The sequence below is a fragment of the Streptomyces sp. CA-251387 genome, assembly GCF_050936625.1.
Lineage (GTDB): Bacteria > Actinomycetota > Actinomycetes > Streptomycetales > Streptomycetaceae > Streptomyces.
In genome coordinates this window covers 985905-1011844 of sequence record NZ_JBNJMJ010000001.1, presented here as the reverse complement: position 1 = coordinate 1011844, position 25940 = coordinate 985905, and the positions used below count along the sequence as shown (strand labels likewise).

Here is a 25940-nt window from a genome sequence, read left to right as displayed (position 1 = left end):
GACAATAGACCCTGGACAACGTTGTCAGATCCAGGGGACACTGTCCACCGCAATCTCCGGCCTGCGCCCCCACCGCGAGACCGGCTCGCCCATTTCCCGTGGTTGACGGGGAGATCCGAATGGTTGACGGGGAGAACTGACACTGATGCACACCGACCTCGTGGCTGCGCTCGACATCGGCGGTACGAAGATCGCCGGAGCGCTGGTGGACGGCCACGGCACGATCGTGCTCCGGGCTCAGCGCGCGACGCCGGCACGGGAGGACGGCGAGACGGTGATGCGGGCCGTCGAGGACGTCGTCGGCGAGCTCAGCGCATCGCCGCTGTGGGGGCGCGCCTCGGCCCTCGGCATCGGCAGCGCGGGCCCGGTGGACGCCTCGGCGGGCACGGTGAGTCCGGTGAACGTGCCCGGCTGGCGCGACTATCCGCTGGTCCGGCGGGTCCGGGAGGCGGCGGGCGGCCTGCCCGTGGAGCTTATCGGCGACGGCGTGGCCATCACGGCGGCCGAGCACTGGCAGGGAGCGGCCCGGGGCCATGACAACGCCCTGTGCATGGTCGTCTCCACGGGCGTCGGCGGGGGCCTGGTCCTGAACGGCCGCCTGCACCCCGGCCCGACCGGCAACGCCGGCCACATCGGTCACATCAGCGTCGACCTGGAGGGCGACCTGTGCCCGTGCGGTTCGCGCGGCTGTGTGGAGCGCATCGCCAGCGGGCCCAACATCGCCCGGCGGGCCCTGGAGAACGGCTGGCGACCCGGCCCGGACGGGGACACGTCCGCCGCCGCTGTGGCCGCGGCCGCGCGGGACGGTGACCCGGTCGCCGTGGCCTCCTTCGAACGCGCCGCGCAGGCCCTGGCGGCCGGGATCGCGGCCACCGCGACCCTCGTCGAGATCGACATCGCCGTGATCGGCGGGGGAGTGGGCAAGGCGGGCGACGTGCTCTTCACGCCGCTGCGCAAGGCGCTCCACGACTACGCCACCCTGTCCTTCGTCCAGCGCCTGACGATCACACCGGCCCAGATGGGCACGGACGCCGGTCTGGTCGGGGCCGCGGCGGCGGCCCTGGCCGGGAGGACGGACGCGGCGCCGGTCTGAGGGGCGCGGCAGGAACGTTCCCCCGCTCCCGCGGACGGCGCTGCCGGGCGGGAGCGGCGGTCGAGGGACGTCTTGCGGACGGCCCGGCCCGACATTGGGCGGGTGCGTTGGCCGTGCGCCGACGCGCTGGGCGCTGTCGGCGGTGCGGTCGCATTCGCCGACCGGGCCGCCTTCAGGCGTTTGTGGGCGGTAGGGGCCACGCTGGCGCGGGTGGCGCGGGTGGCGCGGGTGGCGCGGGTGGCGCGGGTGGCGCGGGTGCAGCCGGGTGGCGCGGGTGGCGCGCGTGCCGGGCCGCCGCGGTCGAGCCGAGCTGACCCGGCGGCCGAGCGCACGCGGATGCGCTCGGCCGGGGAGTACGCAGCTGCGCTCGGCCGGGGGTACGCGCCTGCGCTCGGCCGGGAGTACATTCCAGCGCCGGTCGGCAACAATCAGCCCGTCCGGCGTTTGAGGACGAGGCCCGTTCAGGGCCGAGCGGGGGTCCGGGGGCGCAGCCCCCGGGATGGGACGGGTAAGGGCGGCGGGGGCGAGATCACTCGCCCAGAAACCACACACGGTCCCTTACCCCCCTCCGCCCGGCCTGAGTACCGTCACTCAGCAACTCACCCGCACGTCAGCCCAGTCCGCGTGATCCGAGTCGATGCCGTCGCCGCCGTCACTCACCACGAGCCGGACGATCTGGGCGCCGGTCACGTCGGCCGTGATCGGCTGGGCCGGCATCGCGTTGGTGAGGGTGCCGGTCGAGGCGGACTTCGTGCCGTCGGCCCAGATCTCGAAGGCGACGGTGCCGTCGGCGCCCTTCTCGTCGTCGACGCCGACATCGGCCCTGACCGTCTCGCAGGCGCCGCCCGTGTAGTACTCCACGGCACTCTCCGCATGAACGCCCAGCCCCTTGCCGTACACCACCCCTCCGATGGTGATCGGACGGCCGTCACCCGCGGCGCTCTCCCCGTTGCTCGTGTTGCGCTCGACGGGGCCCCAGCCATTGGTGGCCGAGAGCCACGGGAGGTCACCGAGTCCGGACGTCCCCGAGGGAGGCGGCACCACCACGGAGAGGGTCAGCGGCACCGCACTCTCGACACGGACGCCGGCCGGCGAGCGATAACTGGCCTTGAGCGTCAGGCCGTACGACCCCGTCGGCGTCCCCTGCGGCGCGGTGATCGTCCACCCGGTGCGCAGGGAGCGGCCCGTCGGGAGCGCCGGTGAGGTGGTCGGTGACGTCGCCTTCACGGCCCACCCCTCGGGCCCGGACAGGCTGACGGAGACGCGCTGGGCCGTCGTACGGCCGAGGTCGGTGACCGTCGACGTCAGTGCGGCCGGCTTGCCCGCCTCGGCGAACGGGCTGCCCTCCAGGCCGAGTTCGACGGCGGGCGGATTCTTGGCCCATGCGGGGTCGGCGGCGACGCGCACGAGGACCGTGCCGTGGGCCGGGACGGTCGCCGAGATCGTGCCCGCGGTGTTGTAGCTGCGGTGCTGCCACAGATCGCGCAGCGTGTACGCGTCGGCGGCGGGCAGGCCGACCGCCGTGGCGCTCGTGCTGATGCGCTGGGCGGTGCCGGACTCGTTGAAGAGCGCCACCGCGCGGCTGCCGTCCCGCATCTCCTTGGCGACGACCCACCGCCCGCCCTCGGAGGAGATCACCGTGCCCTGCTTGCCCAGCGGGTCCTGGTCGACCGCGATGACCTCGCGGTTGCCGAGGATCTCGAAGGTCTCCTGGGAGGCCGACCGCAGGTCGGATCCGATGAGGAGCGGGGCGGCCATGATCGCCCACATCGAGAAGTGCGAGCGGTACTCGGTGCCGGTCATGCCGCCGTTGCCGACCTCCAGCATGTCGGGGTCGTTCCAGCGGCCGGGGCCGGCGTACGGCGCGAGCGGCAGGTTCTTCTTGAGGATCGCCAGCATCGAGCCCCAGGTGTCGCTGATGTCGCCGGTCGTGCGCCACAGATGGCCGACGTCGGCCGCCCATTCCCAGGGCTTGTTCTGGCCCCACTCGCAGATGCTGTAGACGATGGGCCGACCGGTCGCCCTGAGGGCGTCGCGCATGGTCGTGTAGCGCAGCTTGGCGTCCACGCCCTGGTTGTTGCAGTTGTCGTACTTGAGGTAGTCCACGCCCCAGTCCGCGAACTGCTGGGCGTCGCTGTACTCATGGCCCAGCGCGCCCGGGAAACCCGCGCTGTTGCAGGTCTTGGTGCCCGCGCTGGTGTAGATGCCGAATTTCAGTCCCTTGGAGTGGACGTAGTCCGCGACGGCCTTGATGCCGCTCGGAAAGCGGACCGGGTCGGGCACGAGCTTTCCGTTCGCGTCCCTGGAGGGCAGGGCCCAGCAGTCGTCGAGGTTGACGTACTCGTATCCGGCGTCCTTGAGGCCCTTCTCGACGAAGATGTCCGCGACCCCCTTGACCATGGACTCGTTGAACTCGGCCCGGCAGTGCGTGGAGTTCCAGTTGTTGAAGCCCATGGGCGGGGTCAAGGCCAGGCCGTCGTCCAGCGCCGGCGCGACGGGGGACGCGGTGGCCGTGGGCGCGGCGAGTCCCGCCGCGCACAGCAGAGCCGCGGCGAGTGCTCCGACCACTCTCGTGCGGGTTGTGCGGGTGTGAAGGTGACGCATCGTTACGTTCCTCCGAACCTGCAAAGGTGGGATGACTGCATGTACGCGTCATGCTCTGCCCACGGTAGAACCTGTCGGACTGTGTTGGAAGTCGAGCGGCGGAGTGTGAAGTCCTGAGGTTCTTCGAGGAGGCCCGGCCCGGCTAATTTTTTTGAACATGTTCAATATCTGCGCTAGGCTCGTCCTCACACGAGATGGGGGAGTCGATGAAGATAGTGATCCCCGGGGGAACCGGGCAGGTGGGCACCATCCTGAACCGCACGCTGACCGCCGCGGGCCACGACGTGGTCGTCCTGACCAGACGGCCCACGCGTGACCGGGAAGTCCGCTGGGACGGTGAGACATTGGATCAGTGGGCCACGGTGATCGACGGCAGCGATATCGTGATCAACCTGGCGGGCCGCAGCGTCAGCTGCCGCTACACCCCGTCCAATCTGCAGGCCATGATGGATTCGCGGGTGCGCTCCACCCAGGTCGTGGGCGAGGCGATCGCGCAGGCCGCCCAGCCGCCCCGGGTCTGGCTGCAGATGAGTACGGCCACCATCTACGCCCATCGCTTCGACGCGCCCAACGACGAGGCGACGGGCGTCATTGGCGGTGACGAGGCCGGTGTGCCGGACTACTGGGCGTACAGCATCAAGATCGCCAAGGCGTGGGAGCGGGCGCAGGAGGAGGCCGACACTCCGCACACCCGTAAGGTCGCCCTGCGCTCGGCCATGGTGATGAGCCCCGATCGCGGCGGCGTGCTCGACGTTCTGCTCGGCCTGGCGCGCCTGGGCCTCGGCGGCCCCGTCGCGGGCGGCGCGCAGTACGTCTCCTGGATCCACGACCGCGACTTCGTCCGCGCGGTCGACTTCCTGATCGACCGGGACGATCTCACCGGGCCGGTGAACCTCGCCGCCCCCGAACCCCTGCCGCAGCGTGCGTTCATGCGGGCGCTGCGCTCCGCGTGGGGTGTCCCCGTCGGCCTGCCCGCCACGAAGTGGATGGCCGAGATCGGCGCGTTCGCGCTGCGCTCCGACACCGAGCTGCTGCTCAAGAGCCGACGTGTCGTGCCTGGCCGGCTGCTCGACGAGGGGTTCACCTTCGAGTACGACCGGTGGCCGGCGGCGGCCGAGGATCTCGCCCAGCGGGTGCGGCTGCGTCGGCCCGATGCGGGCCGGCCCGAGGCGGGACGTCCGGCACTGTCCCGATCGTCCCGAGGTCGGGCGTGACTCTCGCTGCGTTTCTCAGTTGAATCGGTCATGAAGAAGCGCAGCATGCTTGCCATCGCCTCCCTGGCCACCGGATTCGTCGTCGCGGCCGTCACGCCGTCGCACGCCAACACGTCCCCCGCCGTCGGTCTCCCCGGCGCCGGGCTCCCCGGCGCGGGCGCGGAGACCAAGCTGACCGGCGGTGAGACCAAGCTCGCCGGCGTCAGTGTGGACCAGGCCCTGAACACCGTAGGCCGGGCCATCAACCGCGAAACGGACAAGGCCGTGAACAACGCGCCCCACGGGAAGAAGCGCTGACGAGCACCATCGACCGATCAAGCGGCGCCGGTATCCCCGCACCCGAGGGGATCCGGCGCCGTATTCATGCGATTCATGCGCCCTCTACTGGAGCTGGTTTCCGTGGCAGGGTGGAGCGGGCAAGCCACAGGGGGCCAACAGAAGAGGGGGCAACGTGATCGTCTGGATCAACGGCGCGTTCGGTGCGGGGAAGACCACCACCGCACGGGAACTGATCGAGCTGATCCCGAACAGCACGCTCTTCGACCCCGAGGTCATCGGCGGAGCGCTCACCCACCTGCTTCCGCCCAAACACCTCACCGAGGTCGGTGACTTCCAGGACCTGCCGATCTGGCGGCGTCTCGTGATCGACACGGCGGCCGCGCTGCTCGCCGAGCTCGGCGGGACCCTCGTGGTCCCGATGACGCTGCTGCGTCAGGAGTACCGCGACGAGATCTTCGGCGGTCTCGCCGCCCGCCGTATCACCGTCCAGCATGTCCTCCTCGCCCCGGCGGAAACGATCCTGCGGGGGCGAATAGCCGGGCGGGACATCCCGCCCGACCTGCCCGACGGCGAAATGCGGGTCCGGCAGTGGTCGTACGACCACATCGAGCCGTACCGCACCGCACTCGCCTCCTGGCTCACCGCGGACGCGTATCCCGTCGACAACGGCGGCCTGACCCCGTACGAGACGGCTGTCCGGATCGCCGAGTCCGTCGGCAGCGGTACGGTCCCCGTCTGCGACATCGTGCAGACGCCCGAGCCCACCGCCGAGACCGTCGCCTCCGGGGTCCTCCTCTTCGATGAGCAGGACCGGGTGCTGCTCGTCGACCCCACCTACAAGGCCGGCTGGGAGTTCCCCGGCGGCGTCGTCGAACCCGGCGAGGCACCCGCGCGCGCGGGGATGCGCGAGGTCGCCGAGGAGACGGGGATACGGCTGGACGACGTGCCGCGGCTGCTCGTCGTCGACTGGGAGCGGCCCTTGCCCCCCGGTTACGGCGGCCTGCGCCTCCTCTTCGACGGCGGCCACCTCGACTCCACGGAGGCCGAACGCCTTCTGCTGCCCGGCCCCGAGCTGCGCGACTGGCGCTTCGTGACCGAGGAGGAGGCCGCCGACCTGCTGCCACCGGTGCGCTACGAGCGGCTGCGCTGGGCGCTGCGGGCGCGGGAGCGCGGGGCGGCGCTCTATCTGGAGGCCGGGATTCCGACGTCCTGAAGCAGGCCTTGCAGGTAAGTCGGCGGCGGCCCGAGGGACTCCCTCGGGCCGCACCTGGCTCAACTCGCCGCGTAATTGCGCAGGAACAGCGCCTCGGTGACCGAAAGCCGCTCCAGCTCCTCCGGGGACACGCTCTCGTTCACCGCGTGGATCTGGGCCTCCGGCTCGCTCAGGCCGATCAGGAGGATCTCCGCGTGGGGGTAGAGGGCGGCGAGGGTGTTGCACAGGGGGATGGAGCCGCCCTGGCCGGCGTACTGCATCTCCTGGCCGGGGTACGCCACCGCCATCGCGTCCGCCATGGCCTGGTACGCCGGGCTGCTCGTGTCGGCGCGGAACGCCTGACCCTGGCCGATCTGCTCGGTGCGCACCCGGGCGCCCCACGGCGTGTGCGTCTCCAGGTGGGCCTGCAGCAGCTTGGTCGCCTCGGCGGCGTCCACGCCCGGCGGCACGCGGAGGCTGATCAGGGCGCGGGCGCTCGCCTGTACAGAGGGGGTCGCGCCGACGACCGGCGGGCAGTCGATGCCGAGCACCGTGACCGCGGGGCGTGCCCAGATGCGGTCGGCGACCGTGCCGGAGCCGATCAGCCGGACGCCGTCGAGGACCTTGGCGTCCGTGCGGAACTGCTCCTCGTCGTACTGCAGGCCCTCCCACGACGACTCGCCGGTCAGCCCGTCCACCGTCGTCGAGCCGTCCTCCGCGCGCAGTGAGTCCAGTACGCGGATCAGCGCGCCGAGCGCGTCGGGCGCGGCGCCACCGAACTGGCCGGAGTGCAGGTTGCCTTCGAGCGTGTCGATCTGCACGCGGACCATGGTCATGCCGCGCAGGGTCGACGTCACCGTCGGCAGGCCGACGCGGAAGTTGCCCGCGTCGCCGATCACGATGGTGTCGGCCTCCAGCAGGTCCGGGTGCTGTTCGGCGTACCGCTCAAGGCCGCCCGTGCCCATCTCCTCCGAGCCCTCGGCGATCACCTTGACGTGGACCGGTATGCCGCCGTTCGCCTTGAGCGCGCGCAGGGCGAGCAGGTGCATGATCACGCCGCCCTTGCAGTCGGCGGACCCGCGCCCGTACCAGCGGCCGTCGCGCTCGGTCAGCTCGAAGGGCGGGGTGCTCCAGGCGGCCTCGTCCAGCGGGGGCTGCACGTCGTAGTGGGCGTACAGCAGGACCGTCTTCGCGCCCTCGGGGCCGGGCAGGTAGCCGTACACCGACTGCGTGCCGTCGGGAGTGTCGAGCAGGGCCACGTCCTCGAAGCCCTCCGCGCGCAGCGCGTCGGCGACCCAGCGGGCGGCGCCCTCGCTCTCGCTCTTCGGGAACTGGTCGAAGTCCGCCACCGACTTGAAGGCCACCAGCTCGGTGAGCTCCGCCTTCGCCCGCGGCATCAGCGAGGCGACGGTCTCGGCGACCGGATTCGACGACATGGGCACGCTCCTTGTGGGTGCGACGTTGTACGTATGAGTGCTGTGATCCTCCCACAGCGGGCTGCGACGATGCCCGCCGTAGGATGCGGGAGACAGCAGCAGGCGGCGGCTTGATCGGGAGCAGTAGACCATCGTGAGCAGCGAGAACTCTTCGGCGGACGATGTGCAGCGGGTGTGGGACGTCGTCGTGGTGGGCGCGGGGCCCGCGGGAGCCTCGGCCGCGTATGCGGCGGCTGTGGCCGGGCGGCGCGTGCTGTTGCTGGAGAAGGCGGAGCTGCCGCGCTACAAGACCTGCGGCGGCGGCATCATCGGCCCCTCGCGCGACGCTCTCCCGCCCGGTTTCGACGTGCCCTTCCGGGACCGGGTGCACGCGGTGACGTTCTCGAACAACGGCCGCTTCACCCGGACCCGTCGCTCCAAGCAGATGCTGTTCGGGCTGATCAACCGGCCCGAGTTCGACCAGCAGCTGGTCGAGCACGCGCAGAAGGCGGGCGCCGAGCTGCGCACCGGCGTCACCGTGCAGCGCGTCGAGCAGCACGGCTCGACGGTGCCGGACCGGCGCACGGTCGCCGTCGTCCTGCAGGGCGGCGAGACGCTGCTCGCGCGGGCCGTGGTCGGCGCGGACGGCAGCGCCAGCCGGATAGGAGCACACGTCGGGGTGAAGCTCGACCAGGTGGATCTCGGCCTGGAGGCGGAGATCCCGGTGCCGGAGACGGTCGCCGAGGACTGGAAGGGGCGGGTCCTCATCGACTGGGGGCCGATTCCCGGCAGTTACGGCTGGGTGTTCCCGAAGGGCGACACGCTCACGGTCGGGGTGATCTCGGCGCGCGGTGAAGGGGCCGCCACGAAGCGGTACTTGGAGGAGTTCATCGGGCGGCTCGGGCTCGCCGGGTTCGAACCGAGCATCTCCTCCGGCCACTTGACGCGTTGCCGCGCCGACGACTCGCCGCTGTCCCGCGGGCGCGTGCTGGTGTGCGGTGACGCGGCGGGCCTGCTGGAGCCGTGGACGCGCGAGGGGATCTCGTTCGCGCTGCGGTCGGGGCGGCTCGCGGGGGAGTGGGCGGTGCGGATCGCCGAGGCGCACGACGCCGTGGACACCCGGCGCCAGGCCCTGAACTACGCCTTCGCGGTCAAGGCGGGCCTCGGCGTCGAGATGAGCGTCGGCAAGCGGCTGCTGATGGTGTTCGAGCGCCGTCCCGGTCTGTTCCACGCGGCGCTGACCGGGTTCCGGCCGGCCTGGAAAGCGTTCATGGACATCACCCGCGGTTCGACCTCGCTGGGGGAGATCGTCCGCACCCACCCGATGGCCCAGCGTGCCCTGACGGCGCTGGACCGCCGCCCGGCGCCGGCGAGCGAAGAGGCCACTTCCTGACGACCGGCCCGGGTCACTTCTTGATGCTGATCCGGAAGACGGGGTGGTCCGGCGCGCAGGCGATGATCTCCTCGTCGGAGGACTTCGCCGTGATCCCCTGGAAGTACTGGTTGACCTCCCAGCCCCACTTCTCCAGGTAGGTCCGCAGGATCGGGAGCTTCTCCGCGTCGGGAAGCTCCACCGCGGTGAACTCACGGAACTTGCGCCCCACGCGCAGCTCCCCGCCGCCGGCGGCGCGCATGTTGCGCACCCACTGGGAGTGGCCGCGGGCCGAGACGAGGTACCGCGTGCCGTCGTAGGTGTGCGGATTGACCGGGATGCGCTGCATCTTGCCGCTCTTGCGCCCGCGTACGGACATCTCCGCCGTGCCCGCGATGCTGAGCCCGCGCCGGGCCAGCCAGCCGATGACGCTGTTGAGGCGGACGTTCAGCGGGCTGCCCTTGAGGTAGTACGGCGACGTCATGGTGACTCCCAGAGTATGAGAGAGCGGTGCTCTCGCTCGAGAGCAGTGTGCACGAGATCGCTGATCCAAAGCAAGAGCAGTGCTCTCAATTTTGGGCGCTGCTCTGGAACGTGTGCACTGCTCCGCCCTTCGTGGAAGACTGCCTCACATGAGCAGCACCGCACAGGGCGCGCGCGCCCGCGCCAGGATGGAAGTGACCGCGGCCATCAAGGACGAGGCCCGCAGACAGCTCGCGGCCGAGGGCGCCGCCAAGCTGTCGCTGCGCGCCGTGGCCCGGGAGCTCGGCATGGTCTCCTCCGCGCTCTACCGCTACTTCCCCAGCCGTGACGACCTGCTGACCGCGCTCATCATCGACGCCTACGACTCCCTCGGCGAGGCCGCCGAGGCCGCGCACCGCGACGTCGCCGACGCCGGGCCGGTGCGGCGGTGGACCACGGTGTGCGAGGCCGTGCGGGGCTGGGCGCTGGCGCATCCGCACGAGTACGCACTGATCTACGGCTCGCCGGTGCCCGGCTACACCGCCCCCGACACCACCGTCCCGGCCGCTTCCCGCGTCGGCCTCCTCCTGATCGGCATCGCGCGCGACGCCCACGAGGGCCCCGGACTCACCGAGCCCCCGCTGCCCGCGGATCTGCGTCCCGAGGCCGAGCGGATGGCCGCCGACCTCGCGCCCGACCTGCCGCCCGAGACCGTGACGGCCCTCGTCGCCGCTTGGGCCCAGCTGTACGGGCTGGTCGGGTTCGAACTGTTCGGGCAGTTCAACCGGATCGTGGAGGACCGGGAGGCGTTCTTCCGGCATGCGGTGGGTCAACTGGCCCATGGTGTGGGCCTGGTGGCCTAGTAGTGCTTCCTTGCGTCGGGTGATCTCGCCTGGTGGTGGGCGGGCACTCCGACGCGACGGCGCCGCCCGTCCACGACCTGTTCACCGGGCTCCCACCCAGCAGCGAACCGCGCCGAGCATGCGGCGGAGTTCCCTCGCGTCCTCGGCTGAAGGTCTGGGTCCAACGAACTGCCGCAATTCGGCGTCCCAGAACCACACAGCAACATCAGCCGTGCCCGTCTCGCCACTGAAAGCCAACCTGGCCCCGCGAGTAACCGCACATAGTTCCAACTTGCTGCGAAAATACGAGATTCCACCATCCTGGGCGCAGTGGCAGTGGCACCATGTGGGGCACCGTCGGCCAGGGGGCAACGGGACTTCGGGGGGACAGCTATGGACGCACTGACAGTGGCCAACGAGATCACGCCCTATGTCACCGCTGCTGTGACCACCTATGGCACTGCCGTGCTGATGCGGACCACCGACGCAAGCGCGGATGCCACCGTCGCGTTCGGGCAGCGCATCCTGCAACGCCTCTGGAGCCGTGAGGACAATCGCCCCGAGCTCGAACAAGCCGTCAACGACGCGAGCGACAATCCAGGTGACGAGGACTTCCAGGCCGGCCTGCGTGCCCAGATCAAGAAGATGCTGCGCGATGACCCCTCCCTGGTCACCGAGCTGACTGGCATGCTCGCCGAAGCAGGTGTGACCTTGACCGCCTCCGGTGAACGCTCAGTCGCGACCAAGGACAACTCGGGCGTCATCAGCACCGGGGACAACGCCACGATCCAGCGATGACTCAACCAGATCCCACACCCGTCCGAGGCGTGGAGGCGACGGGCCACCGTTCAGCCGCCGTTAAGACCAACCGCGGGGTCATCAGTACGGGCGAGGGCGCGAGCATCGACGCACGCACTCAGGTCCTGCCGCCCGACGCATACCGCTCGCCTGCCCAGGTGGATCCGCCCCCGGGGCTGACCAATCTGCCGGCCCCGGCCAGCGATGTGTTCGTCGGCCGGGAGGAGGACCTGAACCGCCTGGAGGCCGCCGTGGCCGACGGCGCGGGCGTGGTCACGCAAGTGATGCACGGGCTGGGAGGAGTCGGCAAGACCACCCTGGTCCTGCACTACGCCCACCGCCGCTTGGCCGACTACACCCCTCTGTGGTGGATAAACGCCGACAGTCCCGACGGCATCACCACCGCGCTGACGGACCTGGCGGCCCGCCTGAACCCGCAAGCCGAGTTCACCACGACAGCGAGTCACCAGGCCATGCCCTGGGCACTCACTTGGCTTCAGTCCCACACCGGCTGGCTGCTGGTCTTCGACAACGCCGCCGCTCCGGAGGTCATCGCCCCGTACATCGGCCAGCGATTTGATCACCACCCGTCGCGCATACGGCTGGCACCGGCTCGCCCGCCCCGTCCCTCTGGACACCCTCACCCCGACCGCTGCCGCCGAACTGCTGGCCCGTGTCACCGGCCACCGCGCCGAAACCCCGGCCCTCACTGATATCGCCGCCGACCTCGGGTACCTGCCCCTGGCTCTGGAACATGCCGCCGCCTACATCCGCCACGCCGCCCTGGCCCCCACCACCTACCTGGACCGGCTGCGGCGCGCCCCGGCCCGCATGTTCGCCGCCTCACCCGCCGGCGGGGAGCAGGAGCGCACCATCGCCCGCATCTGGCACCTCACCCTGGCCGCCATCACTGATCAGAACCCGCTTGCCGCCGACCTGCTCCGCGCTCTGGCCTGGGTCGCTCCCGAGCACGTACCCCGCGACCTGGTGTCGTCCTTGCATGACGACCTGATCGCGGTTGACGAGGCTCTGGTCCTGCTGGCCGCCTACAGCATGATCACACTCACCGAGACCACCGTCAGTGTCCATCGCCTCGTTCAGACCGTCACGCGCACTCCTGATCCCACGGACCCTCAGCGCGCTCCCGACCTCATCAGCCGCGCCAACTCACAGGCCACCGCGGCCTTGCGCGATGCGCTGCCCGATGACCCGGCGGGCAATCCCGCCGGCTGGCCCCGCTGGCGGGAGTTGCTGCCCCACATCGACGCGCTCGCCACGGCCACGGATCCCCTCACCGACACCGTGACCACCGCATTCGTCCTCCACCACACCGCACTGTTTCTTCAAGGGCAGGGCCAGACCTCCCGCGCCGTCCCGTACCTGGAGCGCGCGGAGCAGACACGTCGGCAAGTCCTGGGTGAAGGCCACCCCGACACCCTCACCACCCGTAACGACCTTGCGGGCGCCTATCAGTGGGCGGGGAGCTTGGGACAAGCCATCGCCCTGTACGAAAAGACCCTGGCCGATCGGATACGACTGCTGGGTGAGGGCCACGCCGACACCCTCACCACCCGTAACGACCTCGCGGGCGCCTATCAGTGGGCGGGGAGCTTGGGACAAGCCATCGCCCTGTACGAAAAGACCCTGGCCGATCGGATACGACTGCTGGGTGAGGGCCACCCCGACACCCTCACCACCCGTAACGACCTCGCGGGCGCCTATCAGTGGGCGGGGAGCTTGGGACAAGCCATCGCCCTGTACGAAAAGACCCTGGCCGATCGGATACGACTGCTGGGTGAGGGCCACCCCGACACCCTCACGACCCGCAACGACCTCGCGGTCACCTACGAATCAGCGGGCGACCTGAACCGCGCCATCCCCCTGTACGAGAAGACCCTCACCGATTTCGGGAGGGTGCTGGGCGAGGACCACCCCGGCACCCTGACCTCCCGCAGCAACCTCGCCGGCGCCTATTTGTCAGCGGGTGATCTGGACCGAGCCATCCCCCTGAACGAACGGACCCTGGCCGACCGGATTCGACTGCTGGGTGAGGACCACCCCGACACCCTGATCTCCCGCAACAACCTCGCGGTCGCCTACGAATCAGCGGGTGACCTGGACCGAGCCATCCCACTGTATAAACGGACCCTGGCCGACCGGACACGGCTGCTGGGCGAGGACCACGTCGAGACCCTCCGCTCCCGCAGCAACCTCGCGGTCGCCTACGAATCAGTGGGCGACCTGGACCGCGCCATTGCCCTCCATGAACAGACTCTCGCCGCCCGGACACGACTGCTGGGCGAGGACCACCCCGACACCCTGATCTCCCGCAACAACCTCGCGGTCGCGTATTTGTCAGCGGGCGACCTCGACCGCGCCATCTCCCTGCACGAACAGACCCTGGCCGACCGGATTCGACTGCTGGGTGAGGACCACCCCGACACCCTGACCTCCCGTAGCAACCTCGCGATCGCCTACGAATCAGCGGGCGACCTGGACCGCGCCATCTCCCTGCACGAACAGACCCTGGCCGACCGGATTCGACTGCTGGGTGAGGACCACCCCGACACCCTGACCTCCCGCAGCAACCTCGCGATCGCCTACGAATCAGCGGGCGACCTGGACCGCGCCATCTCCCTGCACGAACAGACCCTGGCCGACCGGATTCGACTGCTGGGTGAGGACCACCCCGACACCCTGACCTCCCGCAGCAACCTCGCGCTCACCTATCAGTCGGCGGGGAACCTGGGGCAAGCCATCGCCCTGTACGAAAAGAGTCTTGCCGATCACATACGGGTGCGAGGGAGGGGCCACCCCGACACCCTCTCCGTGCGCCAGAGGCTCGCCTACTGGCTATGGGAGGCAGGCGATGAGGATGGAGCCGAGGCAGTCCTTGAAGATCTCCTCAAGGGGATGAGCATGAAATTCACAGGTGTGAGCGACGTTGTATTACCGCTGCTCCCCGGATGGGAGGACCGTTCGCAAACGATCTTGGTTCAGTCCGAACCGACCGATGGCTTCCGCCCCAACATCGTGGTGGTTCGTGAGGCGCGAAACGGCAGGCCGTTGCATCAATTCCTCGTGCAGCACCTGGGCACATTGCAGCAGACATTCAACGCCTTCAATGTCGAGCGCAGCGAACCTGCCACTATTGGGCCCCACTCCGGTCATTTGATCGACTACACCTTCTCGGCCGGCGAGGAGGAGTACCGGCAGGCTCAGTTCGTCCTCCCGACAGAAACGTCGTTCATCACCTTCACGGCGTCACACAAGTCTCTGCGATTCCCTGCCTTCTGGGCTCTCGCGAAGAAAATCATCGAGGCGGCCCGCGTCGAAAGTGATGATCCCGCTGCGGACTAGCACCGCAACGGTGGTTGTGCTGAATTGCCGGGCAGCTGTATGGACTGTGTCCGCGCCGTTTCCAGTGGCGGGCCGGCGGTCGGTGAGTCGGGTGATCAGGCGTCTGATCTCGGCGAGGCAGGGCGAGGTCGCGGACGTACTTCGCGGGGAGTACGCGTGATCACCACGCGCGGGTGACGCCGCCCGGCGGCCATCGCGTCTAGCGTGGCGGACATGGACGAGCAGCAGGAACGCCGGGGCGGCGGTCCGCCGATGTGGTGGCGGCACGGGCCGCCGTGGTGGAACCGGTGGGAGGACGGCGAGGACCGCGCCCCTCGCCGGCCCTGGCGCTCCACCGTGCTGATCACGGTCTTCGTGCTGGCCGGCTCGAACTTCGCCGCCCAGGGGCAGGACGACCGGGCGGATCTCGACCTCTTCGCCCGTGCGCTGCTGCTCGTGGCGGCGGGACTCCTGCTGTGGCGCACGCGGTATCCGGTGGCCGTCGTGTTCGGTACGGCGGTGGCCGCCACGGTCTATCTGGGCGCCGGGTACCCGTACGGCCCGGTCTTCGTGGCCGTGGCCGTGGCCTGCTTCAACGCCATCGTCACCGGACACCGCAGGGCGGCCTGGGCGGCCGTCGGAGTGTTCTGGGTCGGGCATGCCCTGGTGGCGCACTGGCTGTACCAGTGGCTGCCGCCGTCCGGCGACTCGGCGGCCCCCTGGGGGCAGGAGGGTGTGATCGCCGCCTGGGTCGCGGCGATCGTGGCGGTGTCGGAGCTGGCCAAGATCCGGCGCGAGCAGTGGGCGCGGGAGCGGGCCGAGCGGGCGCAGGCGGCGCGGCGGCGGGCCGACGAGGAACGGCTGCGGATCGCCCGTGAGCTGCACGATGTCCTCGCGCACAGCATCTCCGTGATCAATGTGCAGGCGGGCGTCGGCCTCGCCCTCCTCGACACCGACCCCGAGCAGGCGCGCACGGCGCTCACCACCATCAAGGCCAAGAGCAAGGAGGCGCTCGGCGAGGTCCGCCAGGTCCTCGACACGCTGCGCACCCCCGGCGACGCGCCCCGCACGCCGGCGCCCGGCCTCGACCGGCTGCCCGAACTGGTGCAGCAGGCGGCGAGCGCGGGCCTCACCGTCGAGGTGCAGGGCGAGCCGCCCCGCCTCCCGCCCGGCACGGACCTCGCCGCCTTCCGCATCGTCCAGGAGGCCCTCACCAATGTCGTACGCCACTCGGGATCGCGGCACGCACGCGTGCACCTCGATCACGAGGACGCGACGACGCTACGGCTGCGTATCGACGACGATGGTCCCGCGACCGGCGCCGACGCGGGCGGCAGCGGCAACGGGTTGGCCGGAATGCGGGAGCGGGCGGCCGCGCTGGGTGGCACGATCGAGGCGGGCCCGCGGGCCGACGGCGGGTTCCGGGTGCTCGCCGTCCTGCCGCTGAAGGGCGCTGCCGAGACCAAGGAGGACCGGTGATCCGCGTACTGCTCGCCGACGATCAGTCACTGGTGCGGGCCGGCTTCCGGGCGCTGCTCGACGCCCAGCCCGACATCGAGGTGGCGGGGGAGGCCGCCGACGGTGAGGAGGCGCTGCGCAAGGTGCGCGAACTGCGGCCCGACGTCGTCCTGATGGACATCCGCATGCCGCTCCTGGACGGCCTCGCCGCGACCCGCCGGATCACCCAGGACGGCGCCCTGGCGAGCGTGAAGGTGGTCATGCTGACCACCTTCGAACTCGACGAGTACGTCTTCGAGGCCATCCGCTCGGGCGCCTCCGGGTTCCTGGTCAAGGACACCGAGCCCGAGGAACTCCTGCGCGCCGTCCGGGCGGTGGTGGACGGCGACGCGCTGCTGTCGCCGGGGGTGACCCGGCGGCTGATCGCCGAGTTCGCCGCCCGCTCCAAGGAGCCCGCGGCCGCCGGCTCCCTCTCCCAACTCACCGAGCGCGAGCGGGAGGTGATGACGCTGGTCGGCATCGGCCTGTCCAACGAGGAGATCGCCCGCCGCCTGGTGGTGAGCCCTCTCACCGCGAAGACCCACGTCAGTCGCACGATGGTGAAGCTCGGCGCCCGGGACAGGGCCCAACTCGTCGTGCTGGCCTATGAGTCGGGATTGGTACGGCCGGGCTGGCTGGGCTGAGAGGCTCCCTGGAAGCGGACCAGGACGCTGACGACCCGGGCGACGAACAGTACGGCTGCGAGCGTGCCGCCCGTGCCGACGAGTGTGCTGCGCGCACCGCCCGACAGATCGAAGACGAACGCAGGTCCGGCCACCGCTCCGAACAGCAGGGCCGCCGCGAACGCCGCACTGCACAGCGCGTATCCGATCTCGACGGTGATGGCGTCCCGCCGCGCCTGATCGCGCCGTCCCCCGTATCCAGTCATACGGCGAGTCTCACAGGTGTGTGCCCGGCGGGGCAAGCAGACCCCGCCGGGCACACGGTGTGGAGGCGTTCCCCCTAGTCGCGGACGGGCACGCGGTCCGCTTCAGCCTCCTTCAGGGTGGACCTCGCGACGACGACGGACTGCTGCCGGCGCCGCGGGCGCAGCCCCGTCAGAGTGATCAGGAGCCCGATGACGGCGATGCCGGTCACGACGGTCAGCCCGGGCCGGTAGCTGTCCAGGACGGCCTGCGGAGTGGTGTTCTCCGGGGAGTTGGCGGTGACCACGGCCGTCACGACGGCCAGGAAGATCGCGCCGCCCACCTGCACCGAGGTGTTGAGCAGACCGGAGACCATGCCCTGCTCGTGGTCGTCGACCCCGTTGGTGGCCTGGATGTTGAGCGAGGGGAAGACCAACGCGCAGGCTGCGCCGATGAGCAGCATGCTCGGCAGGATCACCGCCGCGTACACCGGGTCGAGATCGACGCGCAGGAAGAGCGCGTAGCCGATGACCATCAGGGCGAAGCCCGCCGGGATCAGACGCGGGGTGCCGAACCGGTCGACGATGGCGCCCATCTTCGTCGCGGACACCGCCACCAGCACGCCCGCGGGCAGGAAGGCGAGCGCCGTCTGCAGCGCCGACCAGCCGAGCAGCGACTGGAGGTACAGCGTGGCCAGGAACTGGAAGCCGATGTACGAGCCGAAGAAGGTCATGGCGCCGAGCTGGGCGCGGATCTGGTTGCCGGAGCGGAGCACGCCCAGCCGGATCAGCGGGCCCGGCGAGCGCCGTTCGACCAGGACGAACACGGTCAGGAGCGCGGCGACGGCCAGGAAGGACAGCAGGGTGCGGGCGGAGGCCCAGCCGACTTCGGGGGCCTGTACGACGGTGAAGACCAGCAGCAGCATCGAGGCGGTGCCGATGACGGCGCCGGGAATGTCGTAGCCCCTGTGGTCCTTCTCGCGCTCGCTGCGCGGCAGCAGCTTCAGGCCGGCGACGAGCGCGATCACGGCGATGGGTGCGGGCAGCAGCATGGTGAGGCGCCAACTTGCCTCGGTGAGCAGGCCGGAGAGCACGAGACCCATGGAGAAGCCGGTGGCCGCGCAGGTGGTGTAGATGGAGAGCGCCCGGTTGCGCAGTGGGCCCTCCGGGAACGTCGTGGTGATGATCGACAGTCCGGCCGGGGCGGTGAAGGCCGCGCTCAGACCCTTGATGAAGCGGCTGGCGATCAGCAGCGGACCCGAGTCGACGAGCCCGCCGAGCAGTGAGGCGAGCGCGAAAACGGCCAGGGCCACCAGGAAGACCCGGCGCCGGCCCAGCAGGTCGGCGGTCCGTCCGCCGAGGAGCAGCAGGCCGCCGTAGCCCAGGATGTAGCCGCTGACGATCCACTGCAGGGTCGAGGTGGACAGGTCCAGGTCGGCGCCGATGGACGGCAGGGCGACACCGACCATCGACACGTCCAGCGCGTCCAGGAACATGGCGGCGCACAGCACCAGCAGGGTGCCCCACAGTCGGGGAGTCCAACGCTCCTCGGACGAGGGCTTGGTGAGCGGAGAGGTCATGACCCAGAACACTACATGCGCATGCATGAAATGCAAACGCATTTAATTCCGGTGCAATAATCGCGGTTCTCTGCTACGGTGCGCCCATGGCGGCGAAGAAGGCCGAACAGGCGCTCGTGGACCAGTGGCGGGACATCCTGGCGTTGCACGCGCGCACGCAGTGCGAACTCGACCGCGCCCTCAACCGGCACGGCCTGTGCGCCAGCGACTTCGAGGTCCTGGACGTGCTGGCGGACGGATCCTGCGCGTACCGCGTCCAGGAGATCTCCGAGCGCGTCCATCTCAGCCAGAGCGCGCTGTCGCGGCTGATCGCCAGGCTGGAGAAGGACGGGCTGGTCGAGCGCGGCATGTGCCCGGAGGACCGGCGTGGCGTGAAGGTGGCGCTCACGGTGAAGGGGCGCACGCTGCACGGTGAGGTGCTGCCGGTGCAGCGTGCGGTGCTGACGAGGATGCTCGCGAACTGAGCGGCGTACGCGCCGGGTTCAGCTCCAGGTGACCGCGGAGTTCTCCCGCCACAGTACGGCGACCGAGGCGTCGCCGGTCACGTGCGGGAACGGCAGCCGGTTCCACAGCGACAGGTACAGCTGCCCGGCCGGCCCGGCGATCTCGCAGTCGGCCTCTCCCACGTCGTCCCGTTCGGTCACGGGCGGCTCCTGCGACAGCCGTACGGTCCATGCGGCGCCGTCCGTATCCGTCGCCCGCACCCGCAATACCCGGGGTTCGGCGCTGCGGACGCGGCTCTTAGGGCGGGCGTGGAAGGCGCACAACAACTCGTCGATGCCGTCCGCCGCGAAGCCCGGGTCGATCGCGCTCGGCGTCCCACCGCGTGCCGCCTCCGCGTCGTAGCGGTGCACGGTCGTCTCGTGAGCCTGCCTGCGCGCCCAGAAGGTGAGCGGCGACGGGGCGGGCAGGAAGTGCCAGTACCGCACATCGGCGGGGGCTCCCGCGAGGGTGTCGACCAGGTGGCGGTGCCCCTCCCGGAACCAGGTGAGCAACTCGGCGTCGTCGAGGTCGGGCAGTCCGCCGTCGGGGTGGTACGAGCGGTGCTCCTCGGCGACGTACGCCGTCGCCCAGCGGTGCACCATCCCCGTGTGCCGCAGCAGATCCCGCACCTGCCAGTCCGGGCAGGTCGGCACCTTGGCGCCGGACCCGGCCTCCTCGGCGGCCGCGGCGAGCAACAGACCCTCGCGGTCCAGGGTTCGAACGAAGTCGGCTGTCTCCATGGGGATGAGTGTGTCGGATGAAGCGCGGTCGAAGGGAAGCCGGCGTGCGGCGCACGCTCAGTTCCGCGCCGTACGCCGTGTCGCGAGCCCGATGAGCGTGGCGATCGCCGCCAGGACGGCGACGCTGGTGAGGGCGACGGGCAGGGAGAGCCAGTCGGCCATGAAGCCGATGGCGGGCGGGCCGAGGAGCATGCCGCCGTAGCCGAGGGTGGACGCGGTGGCGACGCCGCTCGGGCCGGCCAGGGTGCCGGCGCGTTCGACGGCCACGGGGAAGAGGTTGGCGAGACCGAGCCCGGTGACCGCGAAGCCGAGCAGCGCCGCCCAGAGGGACGGGGCGAGCGAGCCGAGCAGCATCCCGCACGCCGCGGTGGCGCCGCCCGCGATGACGGTACGGCCGTGGCCGAGCCGTTCGAGGAGGGCCGTACCGGTGAGGCGGCCGACGGTCATGGCCAGCGCGAAGCAGGAGTAGCCGACGGCGGCGACGCCGGGCGAGGCATGGAGGTCCTGTTCGAGGTGCAGGGCGCCCCAGTCGGCCATGGCGCCTTCGCCGTAGGCCGTGCACAGGGCGATCAGGCCGAAGACGAGCACCAGTCCACGGGTTCTGCCGTCCGGGCGGCGCGGGGTGCCGCGCTCCGGGTGTGCCGGGCGCGGGGCCGCCGGCGGTTCGTGGCGCAGCAGCGTACGGCCCGCCACGACCGTCACCAGGAGCCCGGTCACGGCGAGGCCCAGCAGATGCCGGGTCGGGGAGAGGGCCCCCGCGACCAGCCCGCCGAGGCCCGCGCCGACCATGCCGCCCAGGCTGAAGGCCGCGTGGAAGCTGGGCATGACGGGCCGGCGCAGGGCGGTGACCAGGTCCACGGCGGCGCTGTTGAAGGCGACGTTGATGCTGCCGTAGGCGGCGCCGAAGAGGAGGAGTACAGCGCCCAGGGCCGGCGCGGAGTGGGTGAGCGGGGGCAGGGCGACGCTCAGGGAGAGGAGGACCGCGCAGACGACGGTGACCTGGTGGGTGCCGTAGCGGCGGCAGAGCCGGCCGGTGAGGGTCATGGTGAGCACCGCGCCCGCGGAGACGCCGAGGAGGGCGAGGCCGAGGGCGCTGGCGGTGGCGCCGGTCTGTTCCTTGATGGCGGGGATGCGGACGACCCAGCCGGCGAACAGGAAGCCGTCGAGGGCGAAGAAGGTGGTGAGGGCGATGCGGAGACGGGTGAGGGTGCTGCGGTTGCCCGGCACGGCGTTGTGCGTTCGGGATTTGTTTATTTGCGGCACAAAGTCAGGCTAGGGGGAGTGCCGCAAGCGGGGCAAGGGGATTACGTCCGACGAGCCTCGGCGCCTGACTGTCCGCGTGCCGTTCGAAGTGTCACTCTGGGACGAGAGGTATCCGCCGAGGGAACTCGGGAGGGCACATGGGACGTGACGTGCCGGCCCTGGTGTTCACGCGGGAGGATCGCCGCCGGTACCGGGAGAAGATGCACACCTGCCTCGATGTGCTGGCGCAGATGCTGCGCGAATCGGCGTTCGAGAGCGAACGCCCCAGGGTCGGGCTGGAGATCGAGCTCAATCTGGTGGACGACGACGGTCTGCCGGCGATGCGGAACACCGATGTGCTCCAGGCGATCGCCGACCCCGCCTGGTCCAGCGAGCTCGGCCGCTTCAACCTGGAGATCAACATTCCGCCCCGGGAGCTGACCACCGGCGGCCCCGGCGCCTGGGAGCAGGCGATCCGCGACGCGCTCAACCACGCCGACGAACGCGCCGCGGCCGTGGGCGCCCACCTCATCATGATCGGCATCCTGCCGACCCTGGGGGAGACCCACGTCGACGAATCAGCCCTGTCCGGCGACCCCCGGTACCGGCTGCTCAACGAGCAGATCTTCGCGGCCCGCGGCGAGGACCTGCGCATCACGGTGGACGGCGTGGAGCGCCTGTCGACGTACGCCGACACCATCACCCCCGAGGCCGCCTGCACCAGCACCCAGTTCCACCTTCAGGTCTCGCCGAAGGATTTCGCGGACTACTGGAACGCCGCCCAGGCCGTCGCGGCCGTGCAGGTCGCGCTGGCGGCGAACTCGCCCTTCCTGTTCGGCAAGGAGCTGTGGCGCGAGACCCGTATCCCGTTGTTCGAGCAGGCCACCGACACCCGCCCCCAGGAGATCAAGGCCCAGGGCGTACGGCCCCGGGTGTGGTTCGGGGAGCGGTGGATCACCAGCGTCTTCGACCTGTTCGAGGAGAACGTGCGCTACTACCCGGCGCTGCTGCCGCTGTGCGACGACGAGGACCCCCAGGAGGCGCTCGACCGGGGCGATGTGCCGCAGCTGGGCGAACTGACGCTGCACAACGGCACGATCTACCGCTGGAACCGGCCCGTCTACGCCGTCACCGACAGCGGCCCCCATCTGCGCATCGAGAACCGCGTCCTGCCCGCCGGCCCCACCGTGGCCGACACCATCGCCAACGGCGCCCTCTACTACGGCCTCACCCGCGCGCTGGTCGACGAGGACCGTCCGATCTGGACCCGGATGTCCTTCTCGGTGGCCGAGGAGAACCTCCACACCGCCGCCCGCGACGGCATCGAGGCCCGCCTGTACTGGCCCGGCATGGGCGAAGTGCCGGTCACGGAACTGGTGTTGCGGCGCCTGCTGCCCCTGGCCCATCGGGGCCTGGAGCTGGCCGGCCTGGACGCGGCGTGGCGCGAACCCCTGCTGGGCATCGTCCAGCAACGCTGCGTCGCCGCCCGCAACGGCGCCCTGTGGCAGGCGGAGACGGTCCACCACCTGGAGAAGGGCGGCACCGCCGACCGGGCGGAGGCGCTCCGGCTGATGACCAAGACGTACATGGACTACATGCATCTGAACGCGCCCGCGCACACGTGGGACGTGGACTGACCTCCGCTCAGTGCTATGCGGCCCGGCGGGCGTCGGCGCCCCTCCACACCTCGGCGGCCGTCAGCGGAACGGCGACCGGCGGCTCCGCCGACGTCGTCAGCTCGATGCGCCGCCCCTCGGCCGACGAACGCAGAAGGGCACTCATCGTCTCCAGCACATGCAGGGCGAGGTCACCGTTCGCGCGGGGCGACCGCTGCCCGTCCGCGGCGATGAAGTCGAGCAGACCGACGCCCCGCGCGCCCTCGGCGTAACCCGCGGACGGGGGGAGCGTCCGCCACTGGGTGCCGCCGAGTTCGAAGAGCCGTACCTCACCGTCGAAGTGATTCGGGTCCGGCACCGCCAGGGTTCCCGCGTCACCGTGCACCTCGATCGGCGCGGCGGTGGCGGCCACCCCGTCGAAGCTCGTCGTGATCGTCGTCAGAGCCCCGTTCACATGCTCGAGCACACCCGAGACATGACTGTCCACCTCCACCGGTATCCGCTCGCCCGCGCGCGGGCCGGAACCGATGACGCGCTCGGTGCGCAGCCGGCCGGCCGCCCCGATCACGGCACGCACCGGACCCAGGAGGTGGACCAAGGACGTGAGGTAGTACGGCCCCATGTCCAGCAGCGGCCCGCCCCCGGCGGCGTAGTAGAAGTCGGGGTGGGGATGCCAGCGTTCGTGTCCCGGAGTGACCATCACGGCCGAGGCGAACAGGGGCCGCCCGATGCTTCCCGCCTCCACCGCCGCCCGCGCCGTCTGGATTCCGGTACCCAGCACGGTGTCCGGCGCACACCCCACACCCACGCCGGCCCGCGCGGCGGCCTCCAGCACCGCATGACCATCAGGGAAGCCGGCGGCCAGCGGCTTCTCCCCGTAGACGTTCTTCCCATGGCCCACCGCGCCCAGGGCGATCTCGGCGTGGGCCGCGGGGACCGTGAGGTTCAGCACCGTGTCCACGTCCGGGCTGCTCAGCAACTCCTCGACGGTCAGCGCTCGGACACCGGGGAACTCGGCGGCGACCGCGGCCGAACGGGAGGCGTCGAGGTCGGCGACCGCGGTGATCCGTACGGCGTGATGGCCGACGAGCGTGTCCAGGTACGCGCGGGAGATGACCCCGAGGCCTACGACGCCGATGCGGTGCGCGTCGCCCACAGCATGCCCCTCTCGATGACGGTGCGGACGTTCGGGTTCTCCAGCACGTCGAGGCTGTGCCCCGGTGTCGTCACCACGATGCGCCCGGCGCCCCACCTGCGGGTCCACACCGCCGGCGAGGTGACCGGACGGTGCCAGGGCTGCCACGGCCGGGCGGGATGGGTCGTGGTGGCCAGGACGTCGATCAGGTCGTCGTGGAGCACCCAGTACTGCTCGGTGTGCAGCTCGAAGTCCTCGATGCCCGCCGTGACGGGGTGCTCGCGGCCGAGTTCCGTGATGGCGACGACGTACGGCAGGTAGTTGTCCTCCTGAACACCCCGGCGTTCACACGGCTCCTTGCCCGGGTGGGTCGCGAACTGCCCACCCACCAGGTGGAGATAGTCGGAGGAGGCGCGGAACGAGTCGGCGATGCCGCCGTGCCAGCCGGTGAAACCGGTGCCTGCCTCGACCGCCGCGGTCAGTCCCGCCAGCTGCTCGGCGCTGATCTGCGACATCGTCACGCACTGCACGACGAGATCGGTGGCGGCCATCTCGGCGGCGTCGGCGTAGACGCCGGTCGACTCCTCGACCCGGACGTCGTACCCGTTGCCTCGAAGGAACGGCAGGAACAGCTCCGTGGCCCGGACCGGCTGATGTCCCTCCCAACCGCCTCGCACCACCAGGGCGTTCTTCCGCGTCATCTCGTTGAATCACCGTTCCAGTGGCCGACCCCGTTGCACTGCTCCCTCACTATGCGTCGGTCCGCTCGTGCTCAGGAAGGGGTGCCGGAACCGCGAAAGTTTCGCGTCGGGGCGTGGGCGCCCGCCCTGGCGTCGACCAGCCAGCAGGCCGCGGTGAAGCGGACTTCGGAGCCCTGCACAAACGTGTCGAACGCCGCGCGGACCGTCTCGACGACCCGCGCGCGGGTCTCCTCGTCCGCGTCGGGCAGAACCTGGCCCACTGGGCCGAGCCGGGTGAAGTAACGGACCAGCTCGCTCTCCGGCAGGGTGCAGTCCACGTCGATCGGCCGGATGTCGATCCCGGCCCATCCGCTCTCCACCAGGATGCGGCGGACGTCACCCGCGTCCGCGAAGGCGAACTGTCCCGGCCCGTCCGGCCGGCGGGCGGGAAGGTTCGGCAGGAGCGGTGCCGCGGCGCGTTCGGCCGTCGTCATGAACGGGTTCTCCTCAGCGCCGCGCCACACGATGAACCGGAGCCGGGCGCCGTCCCTGGCGGCACGCCGAAGGTTCGCGAAGGCCCGGACGGAGTCGTGGAAGAACATGACACCGAAGCGTGAGATCACGGCATCGAAGGCGGCGGTCTCGAACGCGTGATCCGCCGCGTCGGCGTGGATGAAGGAGGCCGGTGCGCCCTCCCGCTCGGCGCGCGCCCGGGCGACGGTGATCATCGGTTCGGAGATGTCGATGCCGACGCAGTGACCCTCCGGGCCCAGCCGCCGCGCGACGGCCAGCGTGGTGCCGCCGGTGCCGCAGCCGACATCGAGCACATGGCTGCCGCGCGCGGTGGTCACCGCTTCGACGAGCAGGTCTTCGAACGGCTTGAACATCCGGTCCAGCACCGGCTGCATCTCGACCCATGCGTGGCCGGCGAGTGCGTTCCAACGGGCCGCCTGTTCGTCGTCGGTCCTGCGCGTGGCGTCCATGGTCGTCTCCTTGGCTTGCGTTCCTCGGGCCGGGATGACAGCGTGCGACTTCAAGTCGACTTGAGGTCAAGAGGATGACGGACCTGGACATCGCCGAGGTGGCGCGCCGCGCCGGAGTTCCCGCCTCGACCCTGCGTTTCTACGAGGACAAGGGGCTGATCACCCCGATCGGCAGGCGGGGCCTGCGCCGTCAGTACGATCCCGGCGTACTGGAGCGCCTGGCACTGATCGCGCTGGGGCGCACCGCCGGGTTCTCGCTCGACGAGATCGCGCACATGTTCGCGCCGGACGGACAGCCGCACATCGACCGGCAGATGCTCACGACCAAGGCGGAGGAACTGGACAGTCGGATCCGCGAACTGGCCGTCCTGCGGGACTCCCTGCGGCACGCCGCCGCCTGCCCCGCACCGAGCCACATGGAATGCCCCACCTTCCGCCGCCTCCTGAAGTCCGCCGCGTCCGGCGCTGTCGCGGTGCCGGGGAAGCGGGCTCCGGGCCACCGGTGAGGC

At 70.7% G+C, this 25940-nt stretch carries 24 protein-coding genes; 14 read left to right on the top strand and 10 right to left on the bottom strand.

All coding sequences use genetic code 11. From position 1 onward, the window contains the following. The first annotated feature begins 145 nt into the window (after nucleotides 1-145). Nucleotides 146-1093 carry an ROK family protein gene (locus ACQEV2_RS04390; RefSeq protein WP_433036702.1) on the top strand — a complete coding sequence of 316 codons (948 nt, stop codon included), beginning with the start codon at nucleotides 146-148 and terminating at the stop codon, nucleotides 1091-1093. 591 nt (nucleotides 1094-1684) lie between these two features. On the opposite strand, the gene ACQEV2_RS04385 is transcribed toward ACQEV2_RS04390, so the two are convergent. Continuing rightward, on the bottom strand, nucleotides 1685-3697 hold the full coding sequence (locus tag ACQEV2_RS04385; protein ID WP_433036700.1) for an NPCBM/NEW2 domain-containing protein: 2013 nt from the start codon (nucleotides 3695-3697) through the stop codon (nucleotides 1685-1687). Between the two features lie 206 nt (nucleotides 3698-3903). Between ACQEV2_RS04385 and ACQEV2_RS04380 the strand changes: the two genes are divergently transcribed. From ACQEV2_RS04380 to ACQEV2_RS04370, 3 genes are all read left to right on the top strand, one after another. Further along, a complete protein-coding gene (locus ACQEV2_RS04380; RefSeq protein ID WP_433036698.1) occupies nucleotides 3904-4911 on the top strand; it encodes a TIGR01777 family oxidoreductase in 1008 nt (335 codons plus the stop codon). 30 nt (nucleotides 4912-4941) lie between these two features. Then, on the top strand, nucleotides 4942-5208 hold the full coding sequence (locus tag ACQEV2_RS04375) for a hypothetical protein (protein WP_433036696.1): 267 nt from the start codon (nucleotides 4942-4944) through the stop codon (nucleotides 5206-5208). A 154-nt stretch (nucleotides 5209-5362) separates the two neighbouring features. Continuing rightward, nucleotides 5363-6403, top strand: coding sequence for an NUDIX hydrolase (locus ACQEV2_RS04370; protein WP_433036694.1), 1041 nt, complete (start codon nucleotides 5363-5365; stop codon nucleotides 6401-6403). A gap of 59 nt (nucleotides 6404-6462) precedes the next feature. Here ACQEV2_RS04370 and ACQEV2_RS04365 read toward each other — a convergent pair whose 3' ends face one another. Further along, complete coding sequence (locus ACQEV2_RS04365) at nucleotides 6463-7818, bottom strand: dipeptidase (RefSeq protein ID WP_433036692.1); 1356 nt, start codon at nucleotides 7816-7818, stop codon at nucleotides 6463-6465. A gap of 133 nt (nucleotides 7819-7951) precedes the next feature. Here ACQEV2_RS04365 and ACQEV2_RS04360 point away from each other — a divergent pair, with 133 nt between their 5' ends. Continuing rightward, nucleotides 7952-9190, top strand: a complete 1239-nt coding sequence (locus ACQEV2_RS04360; protein ID WP_433036690.1) for a geranylgeranyl reductase family protein — start codon at nucleotides 7952-7954, stop codon at nucleotides 9188-9190. A 13-nt stretch (nucleotides 9191-9203) separates the two neighbouring features. Here the strand turns inward: ACQEV2_RS04360 and ACQEV2_RS04355 are convergent, their stop codons facing one another. Beyond that, a complete protein-coding gene (locus ACQEV2_RS04355) occupies nucleotides 9204-9653 on the bottom strand; it encodes a nitroreductase family deazaflavin-dependent oxidoreductase (protein ID WP_433036688.1) in 450 nt (149 codons plus the stop codon). A gap of 148 nt (nucleotides 9654-9801) precedes the next feature. On the opposite strand from ACQEV2_RS04355, the gene ACQEV2_RS04350 reads away from it, so the two are divergent. The 6 genes from ACQEV2_RS04350 (at nucleotide 9802) to ACQEV2_RS04325 (ending at nucleotide 16751) form a co-directional block, all read left to right on the top strand. Next, entirely contained in the window at nucleotides 9802-10494 is a 693-nt protein-coding gene (locus tag ACQEV2_RS04350; protein WP_433036686.1) for a TetR/AcrR family transcriptional regulator, read from the top strand. A 372-nt stretch (nucleotides 10495-10866) separates the two neighbouring features. Further along, nucleotides 10867-11271: a hypothetical protein gene (locus tag ACQEV2_RS04345; protein ID WP_433036684.1), complete on the top strand. Its 405-nt coding sequence runs from the start codon at nucleotides 10867-10869 to the stop codon at nucleotides 11269-11271. Next, nucleotides 11268-11984 carry a hypothetical protein gene (locus tag ACQEV2_RS04340; protein ID WP_433036682.1) on the top strand — a complete coding sequence of 239 codons (717 nt, stop codon included), beginning with the start codon at nucleotides 11268-11270 and terminating at the stop codon, nucleotides 11982-11984. Before ACQEV2_RS04345 ends, ACQEV2_RS04340 begins: the two co-directional genes overlap by 4 nt. Before the next feature lie 118 nt (nucleotides 11985-12102). Next, complete coding sequence (locus ACQEV2_RS04335) at nucleotides 12103-14631, top strand: tetratricopeptide repeat protein (protein WP_433036680.1); 2529 nt, start codon at nucleotides 12103-12105, stop codon at nucleotides 14629-14631. Nucleotides 14632-14844: 213 nt separating this feature from the next. Next, nucleotides 14845-16089, top strand: coding sequence for a sensor histidine kinase (locus ACQEV2_RS04330; RefSeq protein WP_433036678.1), 1245 nt, complete (start codon nucleotides 14845-14847; stop codon nucleotides 16087-16089). Beyond that, the gene (locus ACQEV2_RS04325) at nucleotides 16086-16751 is read left to right on the top strand and encodes a response regulator (RefSeq protein ID WP_433036676.1); all 666 of its coding nucleotides are present in this window, start codon (nucleotides 16086-16088) and stop codon (nucleotides 16749-16751) included. The genes ACQEV2_RS04330 and ACQEV2_RS04325 overlap by 4 nt, the downstream gene beginning before the upstream one ends. Here the strand turns inward: ACQEV2_RS04325 and ACQEV2_RS04320 are convergent. Beyond that, entirely contained in the window at nucleotides 16712-16996 is a 285-nt protein-coding gene (locus tag ACQEV2_RS04320; RefSeq protein ID WP_433036674.1) for a DUF6332 family protein, read from the bottom strand. The genes ACQEV2_RS04325 and ACQEV2_RS04320 overlap by 40 nt on opposite strands. 74 nt (nucleotides 16997-17070) lie before the next feature. Continuing rightward, the gene (locus tag ACQEV2_RS04315; protein WP_433036672.1) at nucleotides 17071-18552 is read right to left on the bottom strand and encodes an MFS transporter; all 1482 of its coding nucleotides are present in this window, start codon (nucleotides 18550-18552) and stop codon (nucleotides 17071-17073) included. 86 nt (nucleotides 18553-18638) lie between these two features. Here ACQEV2_RS04315 and ACQEV2_RS04310 point away from each other — a divergent pair, with 86 nt between their 5' ends. Further along, nucleotides 18639-19016 (top strand): MarR family winged helix-turn-helix transcriptional regulator, encoded by a 378-nt coding sequence (locus ACQEV2_RS04310; protein ID WP_433036670.1) that lies wholly within the window; start codon nucleotides 18639-18641, stop codon nucleotides 19014-19016. A gap of 18 nt (nucleotides 19017-19034) precedes the next feature. On the opposite strand, the gene ACQEV2_RS04305 is transcribed toward ACQEV2_RS04310, so the two are convergent. Together ACQEV2_RS04305 and ACQEV2_RS04300 are read right to left on the bottom strand one after the other, a co-directional pair. Then, nucleotides 19035-19775 carry a maleylpyruvate isomerase family mycothiol-dependent enzyme gene (locus tag ACQEV2_RS04305; RefSeq protein WP_433036668.1) on the bottom strand — a complete coding sequence of 247 codons (741 nt, stop codon included), beginning with the start codon at nucleotides 19773-19775 and terminating at the stop codon, nucleotides 19035-19037. 57 nt (nucleotides 19776-19832) lie between these two features. Continuing rightward, entirely contained in the window at nucleotides 19833-21002 is a 1170-nt protein-coding gene (locus tag ACQEV2_RS04300; RefSeq protein ID WP_433036666.1) for an MFS transporter, read from the bottom strand. A 173-nt stretch (nucleotides 21003-21175) separates the two neighbouring features. Between ACQEV2_RS04300 and ACQEV2_RS04295 the strand changes: the two genes are divergently transcribed. Next, on the top strand, nucleotides 21176-22654 hold the full coding sequence (locus ACQEV2_RS04295) for a glutamate-cysteine ligase family protein (RefSeq protein ID WP_433036664.1): 1479 nt from the start codon (nucleotides 21176-21178) through the stop codon (nucleotides 22652-22654). A 13-nt stretch (nucleotides 22655-22667) separates the two neighbouring features. On the opposite strand, the gene ACQEV2_RS04290 is transcribed toward ACQEV2_RS04295, so the two are convergent. The 3 genes from ACQEV2_RS04290 to ACQEV2_RS04280 form a co-directional block, all read right to left on the bottom strand. Next, entirely contained in the window at nucleotides 22668-23789 is a 1122-nt protein-coding gene (locus tag ACQEV2_RS04290) for a Gfo/Idh/MocA family protein (protein ID WP_433036662.1), read from the bottom strand. After that, nucleotides 23759-24469, bottom strand: a complete 711-nt coding sequence (locus ACQEV2_RS04285) for a ThuA domain-containing protein (RefSeq protein WP_433036660.1) — start codon at nucleotides 24467-24469, stop codon at nucleotides 23759-23761. Before ACQEV2_RS04285 ends, ACQEV2_RS04290 begins: the two co-directional genes overlap by 31 nt. 71 nt (nucleotides 24470-24540) lie before the next feature. Continuing rightward, the gene (locus ACQEV2_RS04280) at nucleotides 24541-25431 is read right to left on the bottom strand and encodes a class I SAM-dependent methyltransferase (protein ID WP_433036659.1); all 891 of its coding nucleotides are present in this window, start codon (nucleotides 25429-25431) and stop codon (nucleotides 24541-24543) included. Between the two features lie 74 nt (nucleotides 25432-25505). On the opposite strand from ACQEV2_RS04280, the gene ACQEV2_RS04275 reads away from it, so the two are divergent. Beyond that, nucleotides 25506-25937, top strand: a complete 432-nt coding sequence (locus tag ACQEV2_RS04275) for a helix-turn-helix domain-containing protein (protein WP_433036657.1) — start codon at nucleotides 25506-25508, stop codon at nucleotides 25935-25937. Nucleotides 25938-25940 lie beyond the last annotated feature (3 nt).

Excerpts from the sequence above, each read along its gene's own strand:
- ACQEV2_RS04390 (WP_433036702.1), top strand. The coding sequence starts at position 146 with ATGCACACCGACCTCGTGGCTGCGCTCGACATCGGCGGTACGAAGATC.
- ACQEV2_RS04385 (WP_433036700.1), bottom strand. The coding sequence starts at position 3,697 with ATGCGTCACCTTCACACCCGCACAACCCGCACGAGAGTGGTCGGAGCA.
- ACQEV2_RS04380 (WP_433036698.1), top strand. The coding sequence starts at position 3,904 with ATGAAGATAGTGATCCCCGGGGGAACCGGGCAGGTGGGCACCATCCTG.
- ACQEV2_RS04375 (WP_433036696.1), top strand. The coding sequence starts at position 4,942 with ATGAAGAAGCGCAGCATGCTTGCCATCGCCTCCCTGGCCACCGGATTC.
- ACQEV2_RS04365 (WP_433036692.1), bottom strand. The coding sequence starts at position 7,818 with ATGTCGTCGAATCCGGTCGCCGAGACCGTCGCCTCGCTGATGCCGCGG.
- ACQEV2_RS04355 (WP_433036688.1), bottom strand. The coding sequence starts at position 9,653 with ATGACGTCGCCGTACTACCTCAAGGGCAGCCCGCTGAACGTCCGCCTC.
- ACQEV2_RS04350 (WP_433036686.1), top strand. The coding sequence starts at position 9,802 with ATGAGCAGCACCGCACAGGGCGCGCGCGCCCGCGCCAGGATGGAAGTG.
- ACQEV2_RS04345 (WP_433036684.1), top strand. The coding sequence starts at position 10,867 with ATGGACGCACTGACAGTGGCCAACGAGATCACGCCCTATGTCACCGCT.
- ACQEV2_RS04340 (WP_433036682.1), top strand. The coding sequence starts at position 11,268 with ATGACTCAACCAGATCCCACACCCGTCCGAGGCGTGGAGGCGACGGGC.
- ACQEV2_RS04335 (WP_433036680.1), top strand. The coding sequence starts at position 12,103 with ATGTTCGCCGCCTCACCCGCCGGCGGGGAGCAGGAGCGCACCATCGCC.
- ACQEV2_RS04330 (WP_433036678.1), top strand. The coding sequence starts at position 14,845 with ATGGACGAGCAGCAGGAACGCCGGGGCGGCGGTCCGCCGATGTGGTGG.
- ACQEV2_RS04320 (WP_433036674.1), bottom strand. The coding sequence starts at position 16,996 with ATGACTGGATACGGGGGACGGCGCGATCAGGCGCGGCGGGACGCCATC.
- ACQEV2_RS04315 (WP_433036672.1), bottom strand. The coding sequence starts at position 18,552 with ATGACCTCTCCGCTCACCAAGCCCTCGTCCGAGGAGCGTTGGACTCCC.
- ACQEV2_RS04310 (WP_433036670.1), top strand. The coding sequence starts at position 18,639 with ATGGCGGCGAAGAAGGCCGAACAGGCGCTCGTGGACCAGTGGCGGGAC.
- ACQEV2_RS04305 (WP_433036668.1), bottom strand. The coding sequence starts at position 19,775 with ATGGAGACAGCCGACTTCGTTCGAACCCTGGACCGCGAGGGTCTGTTG.
- ACQEV2_RS04295 (WP_433036664.1), top strand. The coding sequence starts at position 21,176 with ATGGGACGTGACGTGCCGGCCCTGGTGTTCACGCGGGAGGATCGCCGC.
- ACQEV2_RS04285 (WP_433036660.1), bottom strand. The coding sequence starts at position 24,469 with ATGACGCGGAAGAACGCCCTGGTGGTGCGAGGCGGTTGGGAGGGACAT.
- ACQEV2_RS04280 (WP_433036659.1), bottom strand. The coding sequence starts at position 25,431 with ATGGACGCCACGCGCAGGACCGACGACGAACAGGCGGCCCGTTGGAAC.
- ACQEV2_RS04275 (WP_433036657.1), top strand. The coding sequence starts at position 25,506 with ATGACGGACCTGGACATCGCCGAGGTGGCGCGCCGCGCCGGAGTTCCC.